Origin of the sequence: Pseudomonas sp. GM55 (assembly GCF_000282395.1) — a bacterium.
In the GTDB taxonomy this organism is placed as follows: Bacteria; Pseudomonadota; Gammaproteobacteria; order Pseudomonadales; family Pseudomonadaceae; genus Aquipseudomonas; species Aquipseudomonas fluorescens_CC.
Window position 1 is genome coordinate 23,561 of the sequence record NZ_AKJJ01000033.1, and the last position, 19,274, is coordinate 42,834.

At 62.1% G+C, this 19,274-nt stretch carries 16 protein-coding genes; 8 read left to right on the plus strand and 8 right to left on the minus strand.

Going from position 1 to position 19,274, the window contains the following annotated elements; genetic code table 11:
- Positions 1-106 precede the first annotated feature (106 nt).
- The 6 genes from PMI31_RS05495 to PMI31_RS05520 all read right to left on the minus strand — a co-directional run bounded on the left by PMI31_RS05495 (position 107) and on the right by PMI31_RS05520 (position 4,133).
- Complete coding sequence (locus PMI31_RS05495; protein WP_008016741.1) at positions 107-655, minus strand: hypothetical protein; 549 nt, start codon at positions 653-655, stop codon at positions 107-109.
- Positions 656-836: 181 nt separating this feature from the next.
- Positions 837-2,018 carry a formate-dependent phosphoribosylglycinamide formyltransferase gene (purT, locus tag PMI31_RS05500; RefSeq protein ID WP_008016742.1) on the minus strand — a complete coding sequence of 394 codons (1,182 nt, stop codon included), beginning with the start codon at positions 2,016-2,018 and terminating at the stop codon, positions 837-839.
- 86 nt (positions 2,019-2,104) lie between these two features.
- Positions 2,105-2,572: a VUT family protein gene (locus PMI31_RS05505; RefSeq protein ID WP_008016744.1), complete on the minus strand. Its 468-nt coding sequence runs from the start codon at positions 2,570-2,572 to the stop codon at positions 2,105-2,107.
- 153 nt (positions 2,573-2,725) lie between these two features.
- Entirely contained in the window at positions 2,726-2,941 is a 216-nt protein-coding gene (locus PMI31_RS05510) for a DUF1289 domain-containing protein (RefSeq protein WP_008016745.1), read from the minus strand.
- Positions 2,938-3,462 (minus strand): gamma carbonic anhydrase family protein, encoded by a 525-nt coding sequence (locus PMI31_RS05515; protein WP_008016746.1) that lies wholly within the window; start codon positions 3,460-3,462, stop codon positions 2,938-2,940. The genes PMI31_RS05510 and PMI31_RS05515 overlap by 4 nt, the downstream gene beginning before the upstream one ends.
- Positions 3,463-3,533: 71 nt before the next feature.
- Positions 3,534-4,133 (minus strand): CoA pyrophosphatase, encoded by a 600-nt coding sequence (locus PMI31_RS05520; protein WP_008016747.1) that lies wholly within the window; start codon positions 4,131-4,133, stop codon positions 3,534-3,536.
- A 147-nt stretch (positions 4,134-4,280) separates the two neighbouring features.
- Between PMI31_RS05520 and PMI31_RS05525 the strand changes: the two genes are divergently transcribed.
- From PMI31_RS05525 to nagE, 7 genes are all read left to right on the plus strand, one after another.
- A complete protein-coding gene (locus PMI31_RS05525) occupies positions 4,281-4,832 on the plus strand; it encodes an NUDIX hydrolase (RefSeq protein WP_008016748.1) in 552 nt (183 codons plus the stop codon).
- Between the two features lie 107 nt (positions 4,833-4,939).
- Positions 4,940-5,443: a L,D-transpeptidase family protein gene (locus PMI31_RS05530; RefSeq protein ID WP_008016749.1), complete on the plus strand. Its 504-nt coding sequence runs from the start codon at positions 4,940-4,942 to the stop codon at positions 5,441-5,443.
- A gap of 295 nt (positions 5,444-5,738) precedes the next feature.
- A complete protein-coding gene (locus tag PMI31_RS05535) occupies positions 5,739-6,470 on the plus strand; it encodes a GntR family transcriptional regulator (protein ID WP_008016751.1) in 732 nt (243 codons plus the stop codon).
- 39 nt (positions 6,471-6,509) lie between these two features.
- Positions 6,510-7,616, plus strand: coding sequence for an N-acetylglucosamine-6-phosphate deacetylase (gene nagA / locus PMI31_RS05540; protein WP_008016752.1), 1,107 nt, complete (start codon positions 6,510-6,512; stop codon positions 7,614-7,616).
- A complete protein-coding gene (locus tag PMI31_RS05545; RefSeq protein WP_008016753.1) occupies positions 7,597-8,619 on the plus strand; it encodes an SIS domain-containing protein in 1,023 nt (340 codons plus the stop codon). Before nagA ends, PMI31_RS05545 begins: the two co-directional genes overlap by 20 nt.
- A 142-nt stretch (positions 8,620-8,761) precedes the next feature.
- Positions 8,762-11,278: a phosphoenolpyruvate--protein phosphotransferase gene (ptsP, locus tag PMI31_RS05550; protein ID WP_008016754.1), complete on the plus strand. Its 2,517-nt coding sequence runs from the start codon at positions 8,762-8,764 to the stop codon at positions 11,276-11,278.
- Between the two features lie 30 nt (positions 11,279-11,308).
- Complete coding sequence (nagE, locus tag PMI31_RS05555; protein WP_008016755.1) at positions 11,309-13,024, plus strand: N-acetylglucosamine-specific PTS transporter subunit IIBC; 1,716 nt, start codon at positions 11,309-11,311, stop codon at positions 13,022-13,024.
- 203 nt (positions 13,025-13,227) lie between these two features.
- On the opposite strand, the gene PMI31_RS05560 is transcribed toward nagE, so the two are convergent.
- Both PMI31_RS05560 and purL read right to left on the minus strand, forming a co-directional pair.
- On the minus strand, positions 13,228-13,539 hold the full coding sequence (locus PMI31_RS05560) for a Nif3-like dinuclear metal center hexameric protein (protein ID WP_008016756.1): 312 nt from the start codon (positions 13,537-13,539) through the stop codon (positions 13,228-13,230).
- Positions 13,540-13,544: 5 nt separating this feature from the next.
- Complete coding sequence (gene purL, locus PMI31_RS05565; protein ID WP_008016757.1) at positions 13,545-17,441, minus strand: phosphoribosylformylglycinamidine synthase; 3,897 nt, start codon at positions 17,439-17,441, stop codon at positions 13,545-13,547.
- Between the two features lie 285 nt (positions 17,442-17,726).
- On the opposite strand from purL, the gene mltF reads away from it, so the two are divergent.
- The gene (gene mltF, locus PMI31_RS05570) at positions 17,727-19,187 is read left to right on the plus strand and encodes a membrane-bound lytic murein transglycosylase MltF (protein ID WP_081500281.1); all 1,461 of its coding nucleotides are present in this window, start codon (positions 17,727-17,729) and stop codon (positions 19,185-19,187) included.
- The last annotated feature ends 87 nt before the right edge of the window (positions 19,188-19,274 follow it).

The following is a 19,274-nucleotide window of genomic DNA, read 5'->3' on the forward strand; positions in this document are numbered from 1 at the left end:
GGAGGTTTTGAACAGCTTCGCTGGCAAGCCAGCTCCTACAAATTTTCTGCGAATCTGTAGGAGCTGGCTTGCCAGCGAAGAACGATAACGCGGTCATCCAACCGTACTACAACTCGACTTTCACCCAGCTGACCGGCTGATCGAGCCAATCGGCGAATTCATCGAGAAAGCTCTGTTTGAACCCGGCTTCGGCCCAGTTGTTGAAGATGAAACCGAGGTTGGAGAAACCGCATTCCTGCAGGAACAGGAAGCCGTTGATGTCGTCTTCATGCCCGCATTCCGGACAGGTGAAGTTGTCGGTACGCCCCGGCATCCAGTCTTCCAGGCTTTCGAACAGGGCTTCACCCACTTCCTTGCGGCACTCGGCGCAGCCCGCTTCGCCAAGAAATCCCTTGGCTGGCGTATAGATGCAGCGCTTGGTGATGATCTCCAGACCGTTGACCGGCTCGCCGAACGGCAGCGCGTCCGGGTGCAGGACCACCTCACGGGCACCCTCAGCGATGGCGTGGCCCATGCGATTGCCGGTGCGGCCGCACGTGGTCAGCTCTTCCTGGACGATGTTCTTGCGCACCAGCCAACGCACGATCGCCCGGGCCCGGGGTTCGTGTACCGGCAGGGTGGAGATTTTCGGGACGATGATGCTTTGCGAATTCATGGGGTACAGGCCTGAAGCATTGATAGATGACCTGTAGGAGCGAGCCTGCTCGCGATGGTCGTTAACGAAAACGCGTAATCCCTGATTAAACGCGTTGCCCTCAAGTCCATCGCGAGCAGGCTCGCTCCTACAAGGTTGAGTCGGCGAGCCTTTAGAAGGTATAGGCCCGCCGCAGCTGTTTTTACAGCTCGACAACAACCGCCTGCGATGCACGAGTCGCCTTGGCGCGGGCGGCTTCGATCGACTCGTCGCGAGCCAGGGCAACGCCCATGCGGCGCTGGCCGTTTACTTCAGGCTTGCCGAACAGGCGCAGCGCGGTGTCAGGTTCGCTCAAGGCTGTGCCCAGATTGGCGAATGCGGTCTGGGTCGACTGCCCTTCCACCAGGATCACCGCCGAGGCCGATGGCCCGAACTGACGGATCAACGGGATCGGCAGGCCGAGAATGGCCCGTGCATGCAAGGCGAACTGCGACAGGTCCTGGGAGATCAGGGTCACCAGGCCGGTGTCGTGCGGGCGTGGCGAAACTTCGCTGAACCACACCTGATCACCCTTGATGAACAATTCGACCCCGAACAGACCACGGCCACCCAGGGCTTCGGTCACGGCTTTGGCGACGCGTTCGGATTCGGCCAGGGCAATCGGGCTCATGGCTTGCGGCTGCCAGGATTCCTGATAATCGCCCTTCTCCTGACGGTGGCCAACCGGCGCGCAGAAGGTAGTACCGCCGACGTGGCGTACGGTCAGCAAGGTGATTTCGTAGTCGAAGTCGATGAAGCCCTCGATGATCACCCGACCTTTACCGGCACGGCCACCTTCCTGGGCGTAGTCCCAGGCTTTCTGCACGTCATCGACGCTGCGCAACAGGCTCTGGCCCTTGCCCGACGAGCTCATGACCGGCTTGACCACACAGGGGAAACCGAGGTCTTCGACGGCCTTGCTGTAGTCCTCGAAAGTGTCGGCGAAATGGTACGGCGAGGTTGGCAGGTCCAGCTCTTCAGCCGCCAGGCGACGGATACCTTCGCGATTCATGGTCAATTGCGCGGCGCGGGCGGTCGGGATCACGTTGAAACCTTCGGCCTCCAGCTCCACCAGGGTCGCGGTGGCGATGGCTTCGATTTCCGGCACGATGAAGTGCGGTTTCTCGGCTTCGATCACGGCACGCAGGGCAGCGCCGTCGAGCATGTTGATCACGTGGCTGCGGTGCGCCACCTGCATGGCCGGCGCGTTGGCGTAGCGGTCCACGGCAATCACTTCAACGCCCAGACGTTGCAGCTCGATCACCACTTCCTTGCCCAACTCGCCACAGCCACACATCAATACGCGGGTCGCGGTAGGCGACAATGGAGTTCCGATACGGCTCATCTGAAGGTCCTCAAGAAGCGGATCATCGAGGATACGGCGCAATAGGCGCGATCCATGGGGAGAAAGCGCGGCATTTTACATGAACTTCAGCCGACGACAGCCTGTTTGCGCAGGCGCCAGGCCATGATCAGCCACACGGCGGTGACCCCGGCGAATTTCGAGCCCAGGGCGGTGAGGATCACCCCCGGCGTCAGGGCGTCGATCATGCCGAAAAAGATAAAGGTATCGAGGGGAATGCTCAGGGCCGAACTTATCCACAGGCGATCATGCAGCGGGCGCCTGGTGATGCTGAACACCAGCCAGTCGATGCACTCGGAAACCGCGAACGCCGTGGCGCTGGCCAGGGCGATGGACGGATCGGAGGTGACATAGGACAGTACCAGCGCCACCAGCATCGCCACGAGGGCGCCATGCCCGAACCGGGTTTGCACCATGTCGCGCAACACAAACACCAGCCCGCCCCAGGCCGACCAGATGATGTCCAGGTGCGGCGCGGTGGAAAAGGCGTAGTTGATCAGCACGACGCTGCAAATGTAGGCGATCAGGAAGAGCATGGGCGGGGGAAGTACCTGTGAATTTGGCGCACAGGATACTGTAGGAGCGAGCCTGCTCGCGATGGTCGTTAACGATAAGGCGGAGAGTCAGGTTCCCCGCGGTGTTCTTGGGTCCATCGCGAGCAAGCTCGCTCCTACAACAGCGGCGGCCTGTCAGGCGCCAGATTTCCCAGGAAGCATCCACACCAACCCACTGGCCTTGGCCCGCTCATGACACAACCCCAGCACCTGGCGCCGCTCGTCGTTGGTCATGCGGCTCCAGCGGGTAATCTCCTCAACCGTGCGTTGGCAACCGGTGCAGATATCATCGTCATCCAGCGCACAAATGTTCACGCAGGGCGACGGCACCGGGCGTTCAGTCGTGCTCATTGTTCCTGCTCGGCCAGATCGCGGGCATAACGCTGCGAATTGTGCACGTAGTGAGCCGCGCTGGCTTCCAGCATTTTGATTTGCGGCTCGGTCAATTCTCGAACCACTTTGCCGGGCGAGCCCATGACCAGCGACCCATCCGGAATTTCCTTGCCCTCGCCGATCAGCGAGTTGGCGCCGATGATGCAGTTCTTGCCAATCCTTGCCCCGTTGAGGATCACCGCGTTGATGCCGATCAGGCTATAGTCGCCGACGGTGCAGCCGTGGAGCATGGCGTTGTGGCCGATGGTCACGCCGGTGCCGATGGTCAGCGGGTAGCCCATGTCGGTGTGCATCACGGTGCCGTCCTGGACGTTGCTGTTCTTGCCGATCAGGATCAACTCGTTATCGCCGCGCAGCACGGCGTTGAACCAGACGTTGGCGCCCTCTTCCAGCTTGACCTTGCCCACCAGCACGGCATTGGGGGCGACCCAGCTCTGTGGATGGGTTTCGACGCGGGCGTCGCCCAGGCGGTATTTCATTGTTGTTTTCCTCAAGGCTCAGGCAGGCTTTTTTCAGCCAGATCAAGATTCAGGTCATGCGAACGATGGCTTCAGATATTGATGAAGCTTTTGGGAGGCTGATGCAGGCTGATTTTGGCGTCATACAGCAGGTTGATCAACTCGACGATCATGATCGCCGTCAGCCCCCAGATCTTGTACTCGCCATAGCGATAGCTCGGCACGTACCAGCTGCGGCCCTGATAGTCGATGCGATGGGTATGTTCGCGAGGGTCTTTGCGGAAAAATTCCAGGGGCACGCTGAACACCGCGGCGATCTCGGCATCGTTGGCCCGGTATTCGACAAAATCCGGGATTATCCCGACATAGGGCGTGACCATGATGCCATGCAGGCTGATCAGCGGGCTGAGCGGGCCGATCACCTCGACCAACCCCGGTGGTAGGCCGATCTCTTCTTCGGCTTCTCGCAGGGCGGTGAATGTCAGGTCGGGGTCTTCGGGGTCACGACGCCCGCCGGGAAAGGCGACTTCGCCGCCATGGGTCGACAGGCCGCTGGCACGCAGGGTCAACACCAGTTCAGGCTCGTCACTGCGGGTGATGGGCACCAGCACCGCCGCTTCGGGAAAACGACGGTCGGTCTCCAATGTGCGTGGTGTGTGGTTACTAACCCGATGCAGTAGCTCGTCCAGCATGAGTGTTCTCGATCTGTGCCTTACCCGGCATCATGCACCAATCGCTGCGGCCGCCCAACCCCCGCAACAGCCCCATGTCGCGAAACGACAACTTGCCGACAGACACTGCCGCACGCCAAGATAGGCGCAGCATTCAGGAACCCCAGCATGAAATTTTGCAGCCAGTGCGGTAACCCGGTGACCCAGCGCATTCCCGAAGGCGATTCGCGCCTGCGTTTTGTCTGCGACAGCTGTCAGGCCATCCACTACCAGAACCCCAACATCGTCGCCGGCTGCGTGGCGACCTGGGGCACCAAGGTGCTGCTGTGCCGGCGTGCCATCGAGCCAAGACGCGGTTACTGGACCCTGCCCGCCGGCTTCATGGAAAACGGTGAGACCATCGAACAGGCCGCCATTCGCGAAACCGCCGAGGAAGCCTGCGCCCGGGTGCGCAACCTGAGCATCTATACCCTGATCGACGTGCCACACATCAGCCAGGTGCATGTGTTCTTCCGTGCCGAGCTGGCGGACCTGGATTTTTCTGCCGGCCCCGAGAGCCTGGAAGTGCAACTATTCGACGAAGCGGACATTCCTTGGGATGAGCTGGCTTTCCGCACGGTAGGTCGTACCTTAGAATGCTTCTTCGCTGACCGGCGGACCGAGGTCTATCCCGTACGGTCCGAATCGATCCCGCCGCTTGCTCAGCCTGCCATTATTTGATGCCATATTGGTATCATTCGTAGCCGCTGAAAAATCGCAGCCTGCGGCAGCTCCTGCAAAAACATCTATAAATAAATAGTCGCGACACCTCCTGGGGAATCGTTTCAATGCGCTGGTTGCTTGCCCTGTTCTGTTTGTCGTTCGTCACGGTGTCCCAGGCTTCTGCCGTGGAAACCCTGGACGGCAAGGTCATCGAGAAAATCCTGATTCTCAAGTCTTCCCATCAATTGCAATTGATCAATGACGGCAAGCCGCTCAAGACCTATCGCATTTCCCTGGGCAAACGGCCCACGGGGCCAAAGCTGATGGAAGGCGACAAACGCACCCCGGAAGGCTTCTACTGGGTTGACTGGCGCAAGGTCAGCGACCGCTTCAACCTGGCAATGCACATTTCCTACCCGAACATCAGCGACTCCGCCCGCGCCCGTCGTGAAGGCGTCGAGCCCGGGGGCATGATCATGATCCACGGCACTCCGGACACCGAGGACACCCCGGAAGACCTGTTTCACACTCTGGACTGGACCGACGGCTGCATCGCCATGCGCAATATGGACATGCGCGAAGTCTGGAACCTGGTGCCGGACGGCACGATGATCGAAATCCGCCCGTAACTCCCCCGACCATTGGTCGCCCTCGAAAAATAAATTCAAAAAATCTCAGCCTGCGGCAGCTCCTACAGCAGTGATACCACTCTGACCTGTAGACGCTGCCGCAGGCTGCGATCTTTGCTGCTGTATCCCCTCGCTCTAATACCACTTAGAACCACCCTCTGAACAATCGGCCAAAACGGCAGGATTTCCCACGCCAAATGCCCGGTGGCGGCGTTGACATGGTATGCAAGTGGTATTAGGTTTCGCCTCACAACCGGGCGACAACCATCCTGCAACCGCATCGGACAATGCCTACATGAATGACCTACGCGCCCTGCGCCCCGACGACACCCAACCCACGCCGCTGTACCTGCAACTGGCACGCAACCTGGAAGCGGCGATCCATGCCGGCCAGTGGAAAGCCGAACAGGCCATGCCGTCGGAGCGCAATCTGAGCGAGACGCTGGGCATCTCCCGCGTCACCGCCCGCAAGGCGCTGGAAGTGTTGTTCGAACAAGGCCTGATCCGCCGTAACCAGGGCTCCGGCACCTTCATCACGCCGCGCCTCGAACAACCGTTGTCGCGCCTTTCCGGCTTCAGTGAAATGCTCCGCCTCAAGGGTTTCGTGCCCGGCTCGCAATGGCTGGAGCGGGAAATCACCCTGCCGACCCACGAAGAGCTGATCCGCCTCGGCCTGTCGCCCAACGACAAGGTCGCGCGGCTCAAACGCCTGCGCAAGGCCGACGACACCGTGATGGCCATCGAGATGAGCACCCTGCCCGCCTCGATCATTGCCAACCCGCAATTGGTCGGCGACTCCCTCTACGAATTCCTCGACGGCATCGGCAAACCGGTTGTCCGCGCCCTGCAGCATATCCAGGCGATCAACGCCTCGGACGAGTTCGCCGCGCTGGTCGGCATCGCCCCCGGCACTGCGATGCTGCTGATGACCCGGGTCGGCTACCTGGAAGACAACACGCCAATCGAAGTCACCGACACCTATTGCCGTAACGACTACTACGACTTTGTGGCAGAGCTTCGCCGCTAGGACGCTGCACCGCGAAGCCTTCAAACCAGAGAACCGATCATGTCCGAAGACAACATCCTCACCGCTCACGGCTGGGTTCGCGGCCGACTGGTCCACGCTCACGGCAAAGTCGTGTCGATCGAAGGCCAGCCCAGCGATCCGGCAGACAACGACCTGCCGTACCTGCTCCCGGGTTTCATCGACCTGCACGTTCACGGCGGCGGCGGCAAAGACATCATGGAAGGCGCGCCGGCCTTTGAAACCATCACCCGAACCCACCTGCGCTTCGGCACCACGTCGCTGCTGGCCACCACCATGACCGCGCCGAGCGACGAGATTTCCAGCGTGCTCAAAGCCGTCGGCGAATTCTGCGAACTGCGGCCCCAAGGCTGCGCCCGGGTACTCGGCGTGCACCTCGAAGGCCCGTACATCAACCCCGGCAAGCTCGGCGCGCAACCCAACTTCGCCCACACGGCGCTGATGGCCGAAGTCGAAGCGTACCTGGCGCTCGCACCGATCCGGGTGATCACCATTGCTCCGGAAATCGCCGGTCACGATGCCTTGATCCGTGACCTCAGCAGCCGCGGCATCCGCATGCAGATCGGCCACACCCTGGGCAGCTATGAGGAAGGCGTGGCTGCGCTGGAGGCCGGCGCCAGCAGTTTCACCCACCTCTACAACGCCATGAGCCCGCTGCATCACCGTGAGCCGGGGATCGTCGGTGCCGCGTTGGCCCACGCCCAATACGCCGAACTGATTCCGGACTTGCTGCACGTGCACCCCGGCGCCATCCGCGTGGCCCTGCGCTCGATTCCATGCCTGTACTGTGTCACCGACTCGACCGCGGCCGCCGGCATGCCCGACGGCGAATACAAGCTCGGCAGCCACACCGTGACCAAATGCCTGGGCGGCGTGCGCCTGCCTGACGGCACCCTGGCCGGCAGCACGCTGACCATGGATCAGGCCCTGCGCAACCTGGTGAAGATCGGCCTGCCCATCGCCGAAGCCTCGCAGCGCCTGTCGCAATTCCCCGCCGACTACCTCGGCATCACCGAACGCGGGCGCCTGCAACCGGGGGCCTGGGCCGACTGCGTGCGGCTGGATCGCTCATTGAAGCTGACCGCTGTAATGGTCGAAGGAGAAGACATTGACTTCAAAAATGCTTGAAGAGGCGCTGTCCTCGTTCGAGGCCGTGCAAGTCCAGTTGCAAAAACTCGACCCGCAGATGATCGAGATCGCCGGACGCCTGCGCCGTCAGCCGCCGCAAGTGGTCATGACCGTGGCACGCGGCAGCTCCGACCACGCCGCCAGCTACTTCGCCTACCTGACCATGCAGCTGCTGGGCATCCCGGTGGCGTCAATGCCAATGTCGGTGGTGACCATGCAACAGGCACCGTTGAAGGTCAGCGGTCAGGTGGCATTCGCCTTTTCGCAATCGGGGCAGAGCCCGGATCTGGTCAACAGCCTGCGCCTGTTGCGCAAGCGCGGCGCCCTGAGCATTTCACTGGTCAATGCCGAAGACTCGCCCCTGGAAGCCGCCTGCGAATTCAGCCTGCCGCTGTGTGCCGGCACCGAAAGCAGCGTTGCCGCGACCAAGAGCTTCATCGCCACCCTCAGCGCCAGCGCCCGGCTGATTGGCCACTGGAAAGAAGACACCGAACTGCTCGAAGCCGGCCTCGCCTTGCCCGATGGCCTGCGCGACGCCGCGCAACAGGACTGGAGCCTGGCCATCGACGCCCTGCGCGATTGCCAACGCTTGATGGTGATCGGCCGTGGCGCCGGTTTTGCCATCGCCCAGGAAGCGGCGCTCAAATTCAAGGAAACCTCGGCGATCCAGGCCGAAGCCTTCAGCAGCGCCGAAGTCCGTCATGGCCCGATGGCGCTCATCGACGAAAACTACCCGTTGCTGATCTTCGCCCCGCGCGGTGCCGAACAGGCCGGCCTGCTGAGCCTGGCCGCCGACATGCGCCAGCGCGGCGCCCGTGTCCTGCTGGCCGCCCCGGATGACGTGCTCGAACGCGACCTGACCCTGACCCGCGCCGAACACCCGGCCCTCGACCCGATCCTGGCGATCCAGAGTTTCTACGTGATGGCTGCCGGACTGGCGGTTGCACGCGGCATGGACCCGGACCAGCCGCGGCATTTGAGCAAAGTCACCCGTACGCACTAAAGCCCCCCCCCTGTAGGAGCTGGCTTGCCAGCGAAGGTGCCCTCGAGCCATGCACCGTCAGTGAGACCGTCTTCGCTGGCAAGCCAGCTCCTACAGAGATAGGCGCGTTGATCCGAACCGATGTTTTGAATGAGACCGAGCCATGCATAACAACAATAAAGAGCTGACTTTAAGCGCCCCGCTCAGCGGCCCGGTGCTCACGCTCGCCAAAGTCCCGGATGCGGTGTTTGCCAGCGGCGCCATGGGCGACGGGATCGCCATCGACCCGTTGAACGATACCCTTCATGCGCCGTGCGCGGGCGTGGTGGTGCATGTCGCCCGCACCGGTCATGCGGTGACCCTGCGTGCCGACAACGGTGCGGAACTGCTGTTGCACCTGGGCCTCGACACCGTCGAACTGCAAGGCCAGGGCTTTTCGATGCTGGTGCAAGAAGGTGCACGGGTTGCCAATGGCCAACCCCTGCTGCGCTATGACCTGGACCGGGTCGCGCAACAATGCAAAAGCCTGGTCAGCCTGCTGATCCTCACCAACAGCCAGGACTTTCAGGCACGGCCCATCACCCTCAAATCGGTGAAAGTCGGCGAGCCGTTGCTGCACATCATTCGCCGCCAGGGCGTGGTCGCGCAGGCGGACGTGGAGCTTGCCGGCGAAGAAGTGCTCGGCCACATCCGCATCGCCCATCGTGGCGGTCTGCATGCCCGGCCAGCCGCGTTGATCCGTCAGACCGCCCTGGGTTTCAAAAGCAAATCCCGGCTGCATTTCGCCGGTAAATCGGCGACCTGCGACAGCCTGATCGGGCTGATGGGTCTGGCCATCGGCGAGCATGACGAAGTGCAGGTCAGTTGCCAGGGGCCGGATGCCGAAGCCGAACTGCAAGCCTTGCTGACTGCGCTGTCCACGGCACTGGCCGAAGAGCATCACGCCGCCGCCCCGGCACCGATGATCCAGCGCAACCGAGTGGCCGAAGCCGGTGTGTTGCACGGTGTCTGCGCCGCTCCGGGGCTGGTCGGCGGGCCGCTATTGCGCTTGAACGCGATCAGCCTGCCTGCGGATGCCGGGCACAATGATCCGGTGCAGCAACGGCAAACCCTCGATACTGCGTTGACCCAGGTCCGCAGCGAAATCGCCGGCACCCTGGACCAGGCCAGAAAACACAGGAACACTGACGAAGAAGCCATCTTCGCCGCCCATCTCGCGCTGCTGGAAGACCCGGCATTGCTGGATGCGGCCCGCCGGTCCATCGACCTCGGCACCGCGGCGACCCACGCCTGGAGCCAATCGATCGACGTGCAGTGCGACGTGCTCCAGCAGCTGGGCAGCACGCTGCTGGCCGAACGCGCCAACGACCTGCGCGACCTCAAGCAACGGGTGCTGCGCGCCCTGCTCGGCGAGACCTGGCATTACGACGTGCCGGCCGGCGCCATCGTCGCGGCGCATGAACTGACGCCATCCGATTTGCTGCAACTGAGCCAGCAAGGCGTCGCCGGACTGTGCATGGCCGAAGGCGGTGCGACCTCCCACGTGGCGATTCTGGCCCGGGGCAAAGGCCTGCCGTGCGTGGTGGCTCTGGGCTCGACGTTGCTCGATCAGCAACAGGGGCAACCGGTAGTGCTGGACGCCGACGGCGGTCGCCTCGAACTGACACCCAATGCCGAGCGCCTGGCGGACGTGCGCCAGATGCAACAGCAACAGCAACAACGCCGGGCCGAACAACAGCTCCAGGCGCATACACCCGCGCTGACCACCGACGGTCTGCGCATCGAAGTCGCCGCCAATGTGGCGTCCAGTACGGAAGCGGCAGACGCATTGGCCAATGGCGCCGACGGCGTCGGCTTGCTGCGCACCGAATTTCTCTTCGTCGACCGCCATACCGCGCCGGACGAACAGGAACAACACCACGCCTATCAAGCCGTGCTCGATGCCATGGGCGACAAGTCGGTGATCATTCGCACCATCGACGTTGGCGGTGACAAGCAACTCGACTACCTGCCACTGCCCGCCGAGGCCAATCCGGTGCTCGGCCTGCGCGGCATTCGTCTGGCCCAGGCCCGCCCGGAATTGCTCGACCAGCAACTGCGCGCCCTGCTGCACGTCACGCCGTTGTCCCGTTGCCGGATCCTGTTGCCGATGGTCACCGAGGTCGAGGAGTTGCTGCACATCCGCCAGCGCCTCGACGCCTTGTGCACCGAACTGGGCCTGAGCGAGCGCCCGGAGCTGGGGGTGATGATTGAAGTTCCGGCCGCCGCACTGCTGGCTGAACAGCTGGCGGAACACGCGGACTTCCTGTCCATCGGCACCAACGACCTGTCGCAATACACCCTGGCCATGGATCGCGACCACGCCGGTCTCGCCTCGCGGGTCGATGCCCTGCACCCGGCGCTGCTGCGCTTGATCGCCCAGACCTGCGCCGGTGCCGCACAGCACAAACGTTGGGTCGGGGTTTGTGGGGCGCTGGCCTCCGATCCGCTGGCCACTCCGGTGCTGATCGGGCTGGGCGTGAGCGAACTGTCCGTGAGCCCGGTGCAGATCGGTGAAATCAAGGATCGCGTGCGCCATCTCGATGCCAGCCAATGCCGTCGCATCAGCCTGGACCTGCTCAAGCTGAGCAGCGCCGGTGCGGTGCGTCACGCCTGTCACCAGCATTGGCCTCTGAGCTAAAGAACAACAAAAAATCCAGGGAGTACCGCCATGTACCAATATTTTATCGAAGGCCTGCAGCGCCTCGGCCGCGCGCTGATGCTGCCGATCGCGATCCTGCCGATTGCCGGCCTGCTGCTGCGCCTGGGCGACACGGACCTTTTGAACATCGCGATCATCCACGACGCCGGCCAGGTGATTTTCGCCAATCTGGCGCTGATTTTCGCCATCGGCATCGCGGTCGGGTTCGCCAGGGACAACAACGGCACGGCCGGTCTGGCCGGGGCCATCGGTTATCTGGTGATGGTGTCCACGCTCAAGGTGCTGGATGCGAGCATCAACATGGGCATGCTCGCCGGGATCATCAGCGGCTTGATGGCCGGCGCGCTGTACAACCGTTTCAAGGACATCAAGCTGCCGGAGTACCTGGCGTTCTTTGGCGGCCGGCGCTTTGTGCCGATCGCGACCGGTTTCAGCGCGGTCGGCCTGGGCGTGGCGTTCGGACTGATCTGGCCGCCGGTCCAGCACGGCATCAACAGCTTCGGCGCGTTGCTGCTGGAGAGCGGCAGTGTCGGGGCATTCATTTTCGGTGTGTTCAACCGCCTGCTGATCGTCACCGGCCTGCACCACATCATCAACAACATGGCCTGGTTCGTGTTCGGCAACTTCACCGACCCGACCACAGGTGCCTTGGTAACCGGCGACATATCGCGCTACTTTGCCGGCGACCCGAAAGGCGGCCAATTCATGACCGGCATGTTCCCGGTGATGCTCTTCGGCCTGCCCGCCGCCTGCCTGGCGATGTACCGCAACGCCCTGCCGGAACGGCGCAAAATCATGGGCGGGATATTCCTGTCGATGGCCCTGACTTCATTCCTGACCGGCGTCACCGAACCCATCGAATTCGCCTTCATGTTCCTCGCGCCGCTGCTGTTCTTGCTGCATGCGCTGCTGACCGGCCTGTCCATGGCGGTCACCAACCTGTTGAACATCCACCTCGGTTTTACCTTTTCCGGCGGCTTCATCGACATGATCCTCGGCTGGGGAAAATCCACCAATGGCTGGCGCGTGGTCCCGGTCGGCCTGGTCTATGCGCTGATCTATTACCTGGTGTTCGACTTCTGTATCCGTCGTTTCAATCTCAAGACGCCGGGACGGGAAGACACTGCTGCCACTGAAAAAACCGCCGTGGCGGACAGCGACCGTGCCGGGGCCTACATCAAGGCCTTGGGCGGCGCCGAAAACCTGATCACCGTCGGCGCCTGCACCACTCGGTTGCGACTGGACATGGTGGATCGCAACAAAGCCTCGGATGCGGACTTGAAAGCACTAGGTGCCATGGCGGTGGTGCGTCCGGGCAAGGGCGGGAGTTTGCAAGTGGTGGTGGGGCCGATGGCCGACGCGATTGCCGATGAAATTCGCCTGGCGATGCCGGCATTGGGACGCGCATTGATCTCCACTCCTCCCGTCATCGTCGACCTGCCGCCAGCCGTCACTGTGGCAAAAACTGAGGCCCAACAATGGCTGAGCGCACTCGGCGGCGGCGACAATGTGTTGCAACTGGACTGCGTGGCCATGACCCGGATTCGTCTGCAATTGGCGGATGGCAAGGCCATCTCGGAGTGCGATTTGAAGGCACTGGGTTGTCAGGGTGTGAGTCAGCTTGAAGGCGGGATCTGGCATCTGTTGGTGGGTGACAAGGCGGCGAGTTTGAATGATGCGCTGGAGGGGTTGGTCAATCGCAGTGAGGTGAGTGCCAAGGTTTAGTTCTGAGTTGTCTGGCAGGCCGCCATCGCTGGCAAGCCAGCTCCCACAAGGTTCTCGGATGTACACAGCATTCGCGTACGACATAAAACACTGTGGGAGCTGGCTTGCCAGCGATGAGGCCCTGATTATCACCACAAAATCCCGGGCAACAAAAAACCCGCTGAAATCACTTTCAGCGGGTTTTTCACTTTAGCGGCGCAGGATCAAAAATCCTCCAACCGCCACACCTCATAAGCCGGCGTCTCATAGGGATGGCTCTGTTTCAAAGCCGTCACCACCGAGCGAATCAACTCATCGGCCACCACCAGCTCAACCTTCCATTCCTCGACCTGCTCGACCTGCCCCGCTTCGCCAATGAACGGCTGACTGCCGTCCAACGGACGAAACTGGCCCAGGCCCAACACTTGCCACGCGCAGTGATCGTAAGCGCCGATCCGTCCGCCACCGGCGGCGAATACGGCGCTCTTCACGTCTTCGACGTGACTGGCTGGAACAAAAAAGCTGAGCTTGTACACGGTGTTTAGTTCACCCAGACGCGAGCATTACGGAACATGCGCATCAGCGGTGCATCTTCGTTCCAGTCATCCGAACGCCACGAGTTCTGCACGGCGCGGAATACACGCTCCGGGTGCGGCATCATGATGGTGACGCGACCGTCGCGACTGGTCAGGCCGGTGATCCCGCGCGGCGAACCGTTCGGGTTGGCCGGGTAGCTTTCGGTGACCTTGCCGTGGTTGTCGACAAAACGCATCGCCACGCAACCCGACAGATCGGCTTCCAGCAGTGCTTCTTCGCTGGCGAACTCGGCATGGCCTTCACCGTGGGCGATGGCGATCGGCATACGCGAACCGGCCATGCCCTGCAGGAAGATCGAGTTCGACTCCTGGATCTGCACCATGGCCACACGGGCTTCGAACTGCTCGGAACGGTTACGCACAAAGTGCGGCCAGAACTCGCTGCCCGGGATCAGCTCGTGCAGGTTGGACATCATCTGGCAACCGTTGCACACGCCGAGGGTGAAGCTGTCGCTGCGTTCGAAGAAGCCCTGGAACGCATCGCGGGCACGGCTGTTGAACAGCGCCGACTTGGCCCAGCCTTCACCGGCACCCAATACGTCGCCGTAAGAGAAACCGCCGCAAGCGACCATGCCCTTGAACTCGTTCAGGTCGACACGGCCGGCCAGAATGTCGCTCATGTGCACGTCGATCGCGTTGAAACCGGCGCGGTCGAACGCAGCCGCCATTTCCACCTGACCGTTGACGCCCTGCTCACGCAGTACGGCAACCTGTGGGCGGATGCCCTTCTTGATGTAAGGCGCGGCGATGTCCTGGTTGATGTCGTAGCTCAGCTTGACGCTCAGGCCCGGGTTGTCTTCTTCCAGCAGCACGTCGAACTCTTGTTCGGCGCAGTCGGCGTTGTCACGCAGACGCTGGATCTGGTAGCTGGTCTCGGCCCACTGGCGTTGCAGCAGACGGCGCTGGCCTTCGAACACGGTGTCACCGTTGAAGGTGATGCTGATCTCGCCATTGTTGATTGGCTGACCGATCACCGACACGCAATCGCCCAGGCCGGCTGCGCTGAACTGCGCAAGAATGTCCGGGGTGGCGTCCTGGCGAACCTGAATCACGGCACCCAGTTCTTCGTTGAACAGGATCGCGGCGATGTCGCTGGAAGAGTCCGCCAGGCTGTCGAGGTTCAGGCTCAGGCCGCAGTGACCGGCGAACGCCATTTCCACCACGCTGGTCAACAGACCGCCGTCGGAACGGTCGTGGTAAGCCAACAGGTGACCGTCGGCGTTGAGGCCCTGGATCACGGCGAAGAAGGCTTTCAGGTCTTCGGCGTCGTCGACGTCCGGAGCCTGCTTGCCGAGCTTGCCGTGAACCTGTGCCAGGATCGAGGCGCCCATGCGGTTCTGGCCGCGGCCCAGGTCGATCAGGATCAGGTCGGTGGTGCCCTTGTCCATGCGCAGTTGCGGGGTCAGGGTCTGACGGATGTCAGTCACTGGCGCGAAACCGGTCACGATCAGGGACATTGGCGACGTGACAGCCTTGTCCACGCCTTCATCGCTCCAGCGGGTGGCCATGGACATCGAGTCCTTGCCCACCGGAATGGTGATGCCCAGCTCAGGGCACAGTTCCATGCCGACCGCTTTCACGGTGTCGTACAGGCGTGCATCTTCACCCGGGTGACCGGCAGCGGACATCCAGTTCGCCGACAGTTTGATGTCGGAGATCTTGCCGATGCGCGAAGCGGCGATGTTGGTCAGGGTTTCGCCGATGGCCATGCGGCCCGATGCCGGAGCGTCCAGCAGTGCCAGCGGAGTACGCTCGCCCATGGCCATGGCTTCACCGGTGTAGACGTCGAAGCTGGTGGCGGTGACGGCAACGTCGGCCACCGGCACCTGCCACGGGCCGACCATCTGGTCACGGGCCACGAGGCCGGTGATGGTGCGGTCGCCGATGGTGATCAGGAAGCTCTTGCTGGCCACGGCCGGGTGATGCAGAACGCGCTCCACGCAGTCGGCAATGTTCAGGGTCGACGGATCGAAGTCATCGCCCAGTTCGGCTTCACGCACCACCGAACGGTGCATGCGCGGGGCCTTGCCCAGCAATACTTCCAGTGGCATGTCCACCGGGCTGTTGCCGAAATGGCTGTCGGTGACGGTCAGCTGTGGTTCGGCAGTGGCTTCGCCAACAACGGCAAACGGGCAGCGCTCGCGTTCGCAGATCGCCTTGAAGCGCTCGAAATCCGCCGGGCCGACGGCCAGAACATAACGTTCCTGGGATTCGTTGGACCAGATTTCGTGCGGGGCCATGCCCGGCTCGTCGTTTGGAATGTTGCGCAGTTCGAAACGGCCACCGCGGTCGCCGTCGTTGACCAGTTCCGGGAAGGCGTTGGACAGACCGCCCGCACCCACGTCGTGGATGAAGCTGATCGGGTTCTTGTCGCCCAGTTGCCAGCAACGGTCGATGACTTCCTGGCAGCGACGTTCCATCTCCGGGTTTTCACGCTGTACCGAAGCGAAGTCCAGGTCTGCCGAGCTGGTGCCGGTGGCCATGGAGGAAGCTGCACCGCCGCCCAGGCCGATCAGCATCGCCGGGCCGCCGAGCACGATCAGCTTGGAGCCGACGACGATCTCGCCTTTCTTGACGTGTTCTTCACGGATGTTGCCCATGCCGCCAGCCAGCATGATCGGCTTGTGGTAGCCACGAACTTCGTCACCGTGCGGGGTGGTGATCGATTGTTCGAAGGTACGGAAGTAACCGGTCAGCGCCGGACGGCCGAATTCGTTGTTGAATGCAGCGCCGCCCAATGGGCCTTCGATCATGATGTCCAGCGCGGTGACGATGCGCTCGGGCTTGCCGTACGGCACTTCCCACGGCTGTTCGAAGCCCGGGATCTGCAGGTTGGACACGGTGAAACCGGTCAGGCCGGCTTTCGGCTTGGCACCACGGCCGGTAGCGCCTTCGTCGCGGATTTCGCCACCGGAACCGGTGGACGCGCCCGGGAACGGAGCAATCGCGGTCGGGTGGTTGTGGGTTTCAACCTTCATCAGGATGTGCACCGGCTCCTGCACCGCGCCGTACTGGCGGGTTTCAGGGTCCGGGAAGAAGCGACCGGCCACGGAGCCGACGATCACCGAGGCGTTGTCCTTGTAAGCCGACAGGACACCTTCGTTGTGCATCTGATAGGTGTTCTTGATCATGCCGAACAGGCTTTTTTCCTGGCTCTGGCCGTCGATGTCCCAACTGGCGTTGAAGATCTTGTGACGGCAGTGCTCGGAGTTCGCCTGGGCGAACATCATCAGTTCGATGTCATGCGGGTTGCGCTTCAAGCCGACGAAGGCGTTGACCAGGTAGTCGATCTCGTCTTCGGCCAGGGCCAGGCCCAGCTCGGTGTTGGCTTTTTCCAGCGCGGCACGGCCGCCACCCAGCACGTCGATCGCGGTCAGGGGTTTCGGTTCGGCGTGGCTGAACAGGCCGGCGGCCTGTTCGAGGTTGCCCAGGACGATCTGGGTCATGCGATCGTGCAGACCGTCAGCGATCAGCTGAGCTTCAGCGTCGCTGAACTGGCCGGCCACGTAGAACGCAATGCCGCGCTCCAGGCGCTGGATTTTCGCCAGGCCACAATTGCGGGCGATGTCACTGGCCTTGCTCGACCAAGGCGAGATGGTGCCAAAACGCGGCAACACCAGGAACAGACGACCGGTCGGTTCTTGTACCGGAACGCTTGGACCGTACTTCAGAAGGCGCGCAAGCACCTGCTGTTCGTCGCCGGTCAGGACGCCGGTAACTTCGGCGAAGTGAGCGAATTCAGCATACAGGCCACTGACAGCCGGAACCTTCTGGCTCAGTTGCTCAAGGAGCTTGCTGTGGCGAAAGGCAGAAAGGGCAGGAGCGCCGCGCAGGATCAACATCTTCGGGACAGCCTCGGGAAGGGGTGTGCTTTGAGGCCGTGCATTCTAGCCTAAACAGCCCGCGACATCACCCGAAACGCTACACACGGTTGCACCCGGGCGTCGATTTGTGTTTCTGCCTCGAAAGTCAGGTTAACGCGGCGTGTGACGACAGCTTATTTTTACTGTAACAAAATGCAGACCAGGCCCATTCCTGCGGGGTTTCGGCCGGTTTTGTGATCGCTAGCAGACAAGCCCTTCGCTGTCGAGATATGGCGCCCGTGGTCCTTTGCGTATACTGCGCAGATGTTTTCCCCAACGGCTTTACGTCCGCGGTACGCCAAATGGCTGATCGCAACCGGACTCTTCCTGATGCTCGGTGGCTGTGTTGATAAACCCAACACGCTCGAGCGCGTAAAGGAGGATGGTGTGCTGCGGGTGGTTACCCGAAACAGTCCCGCCACCTACTTTCAGGATCGCAACGGTGAAACCGGCTTCGAATACGAGCTGGTGAAGCGCTTCGCCGACGATCTGGGGGTCGAGCTCAAGATCGAGACCGCCGACAACCTCGACGACCTGTTCAATCAGGTAGGCAAGCCCAACGGTCCGGTGCTGGCGGCTGCCGGCCTGGTCAGCAGCGAAGAGCGCAAGAAGCAGGTGCGCTTCTCGCACTCCTACCTGGAAGTCACCCCGCAGATCATCTACCGCAACGGCCAGTCACGACCGACCGACGCGAAGGATCTGGTGGGCAAGAAGATCATGGTGCTCAAGGGCAGCACCCACGCCGAACAATTGGCGCAGTTGAAACAGAAGTTTCCCGGCATCGAATACGAAGAGTCTGACGCGGTCGAGGTCGTCGATCTCCTGCGCATGGTCGACGAAGGCCAGATCGACCTGACGCTGGTCGACTCCAACGAAGTCGCGATGAACCAGGTGTACTTCACCAACATCCGGGTCGCCTTCGACCTCGGTGATGCCAGCAACCAGAGCTGGGCCGTCGCACCGGGCGACGACAACAGCCTGCTCAACGAAGTCAACGAGTACCTCGACAAGGTCAAGAAAAACGGCACCCTGCAACGCCTCAAGGACCGCTACTACGGGCATGTCGACGTTCTCGGCTACATGGGCGCCACCACGTTTGCCCAACACTTGCAGCAACGCTTGCCCAAGTACGAACAGCACTTCAAGTCGTACGCCAAGAAAGAGAAAGTCGACTGGCGCCTGCTGGCGGCCATCGGGTACCAGGAGTCGTTGTGGCAATCGGCCGTCACCTCCAAGACCGGCGTGCGCGGCCTGATGATGCTGACCCAGAACACCGCGCAGGCCATGGGCGTGTCCAACCGCCTCGATCCGAAACAAAGCATCATGGGCGGCGCCAAGTACCTGGCCTACATGAAAGACCAGCTCGACGAGTCGATCCAGGAGCCGGACCGTACCTGGTTTGCCCTGGCGGCCTACAACGTCGGCAGCGGTCACCTGGATGACGCCCGCAAACTGGCGGCCAAGGAAGGGTTGAACCCGGACAAATGGCTGGACGTGAAGAAGATCCTGCCGCGCCTGTCGGAAAAGAAGTGGTACAGCAAGACCCGTTACGGCTACGCCCGTGGCGGCGAACCGGTGCATTTCGTGGCGAACATCCGTCGCTACTACGACATCCTGACCTGGGTCACGCAGCCGCAGCTTGAAGGCGACCAGGTCGCCGAGGGCAAACTGCTGGTTCCGGGGATCGACAAGACCAAACCGGCGCAGGAACCGGCGCCGTTGTAGGAGCGAGCTTGCTCGCGATGGTCGTCAACGATAACGCGAAAAACCTGATGCCCCGCGGCGCCCTCAGGTTTTTCGCGAGCAAGCTCG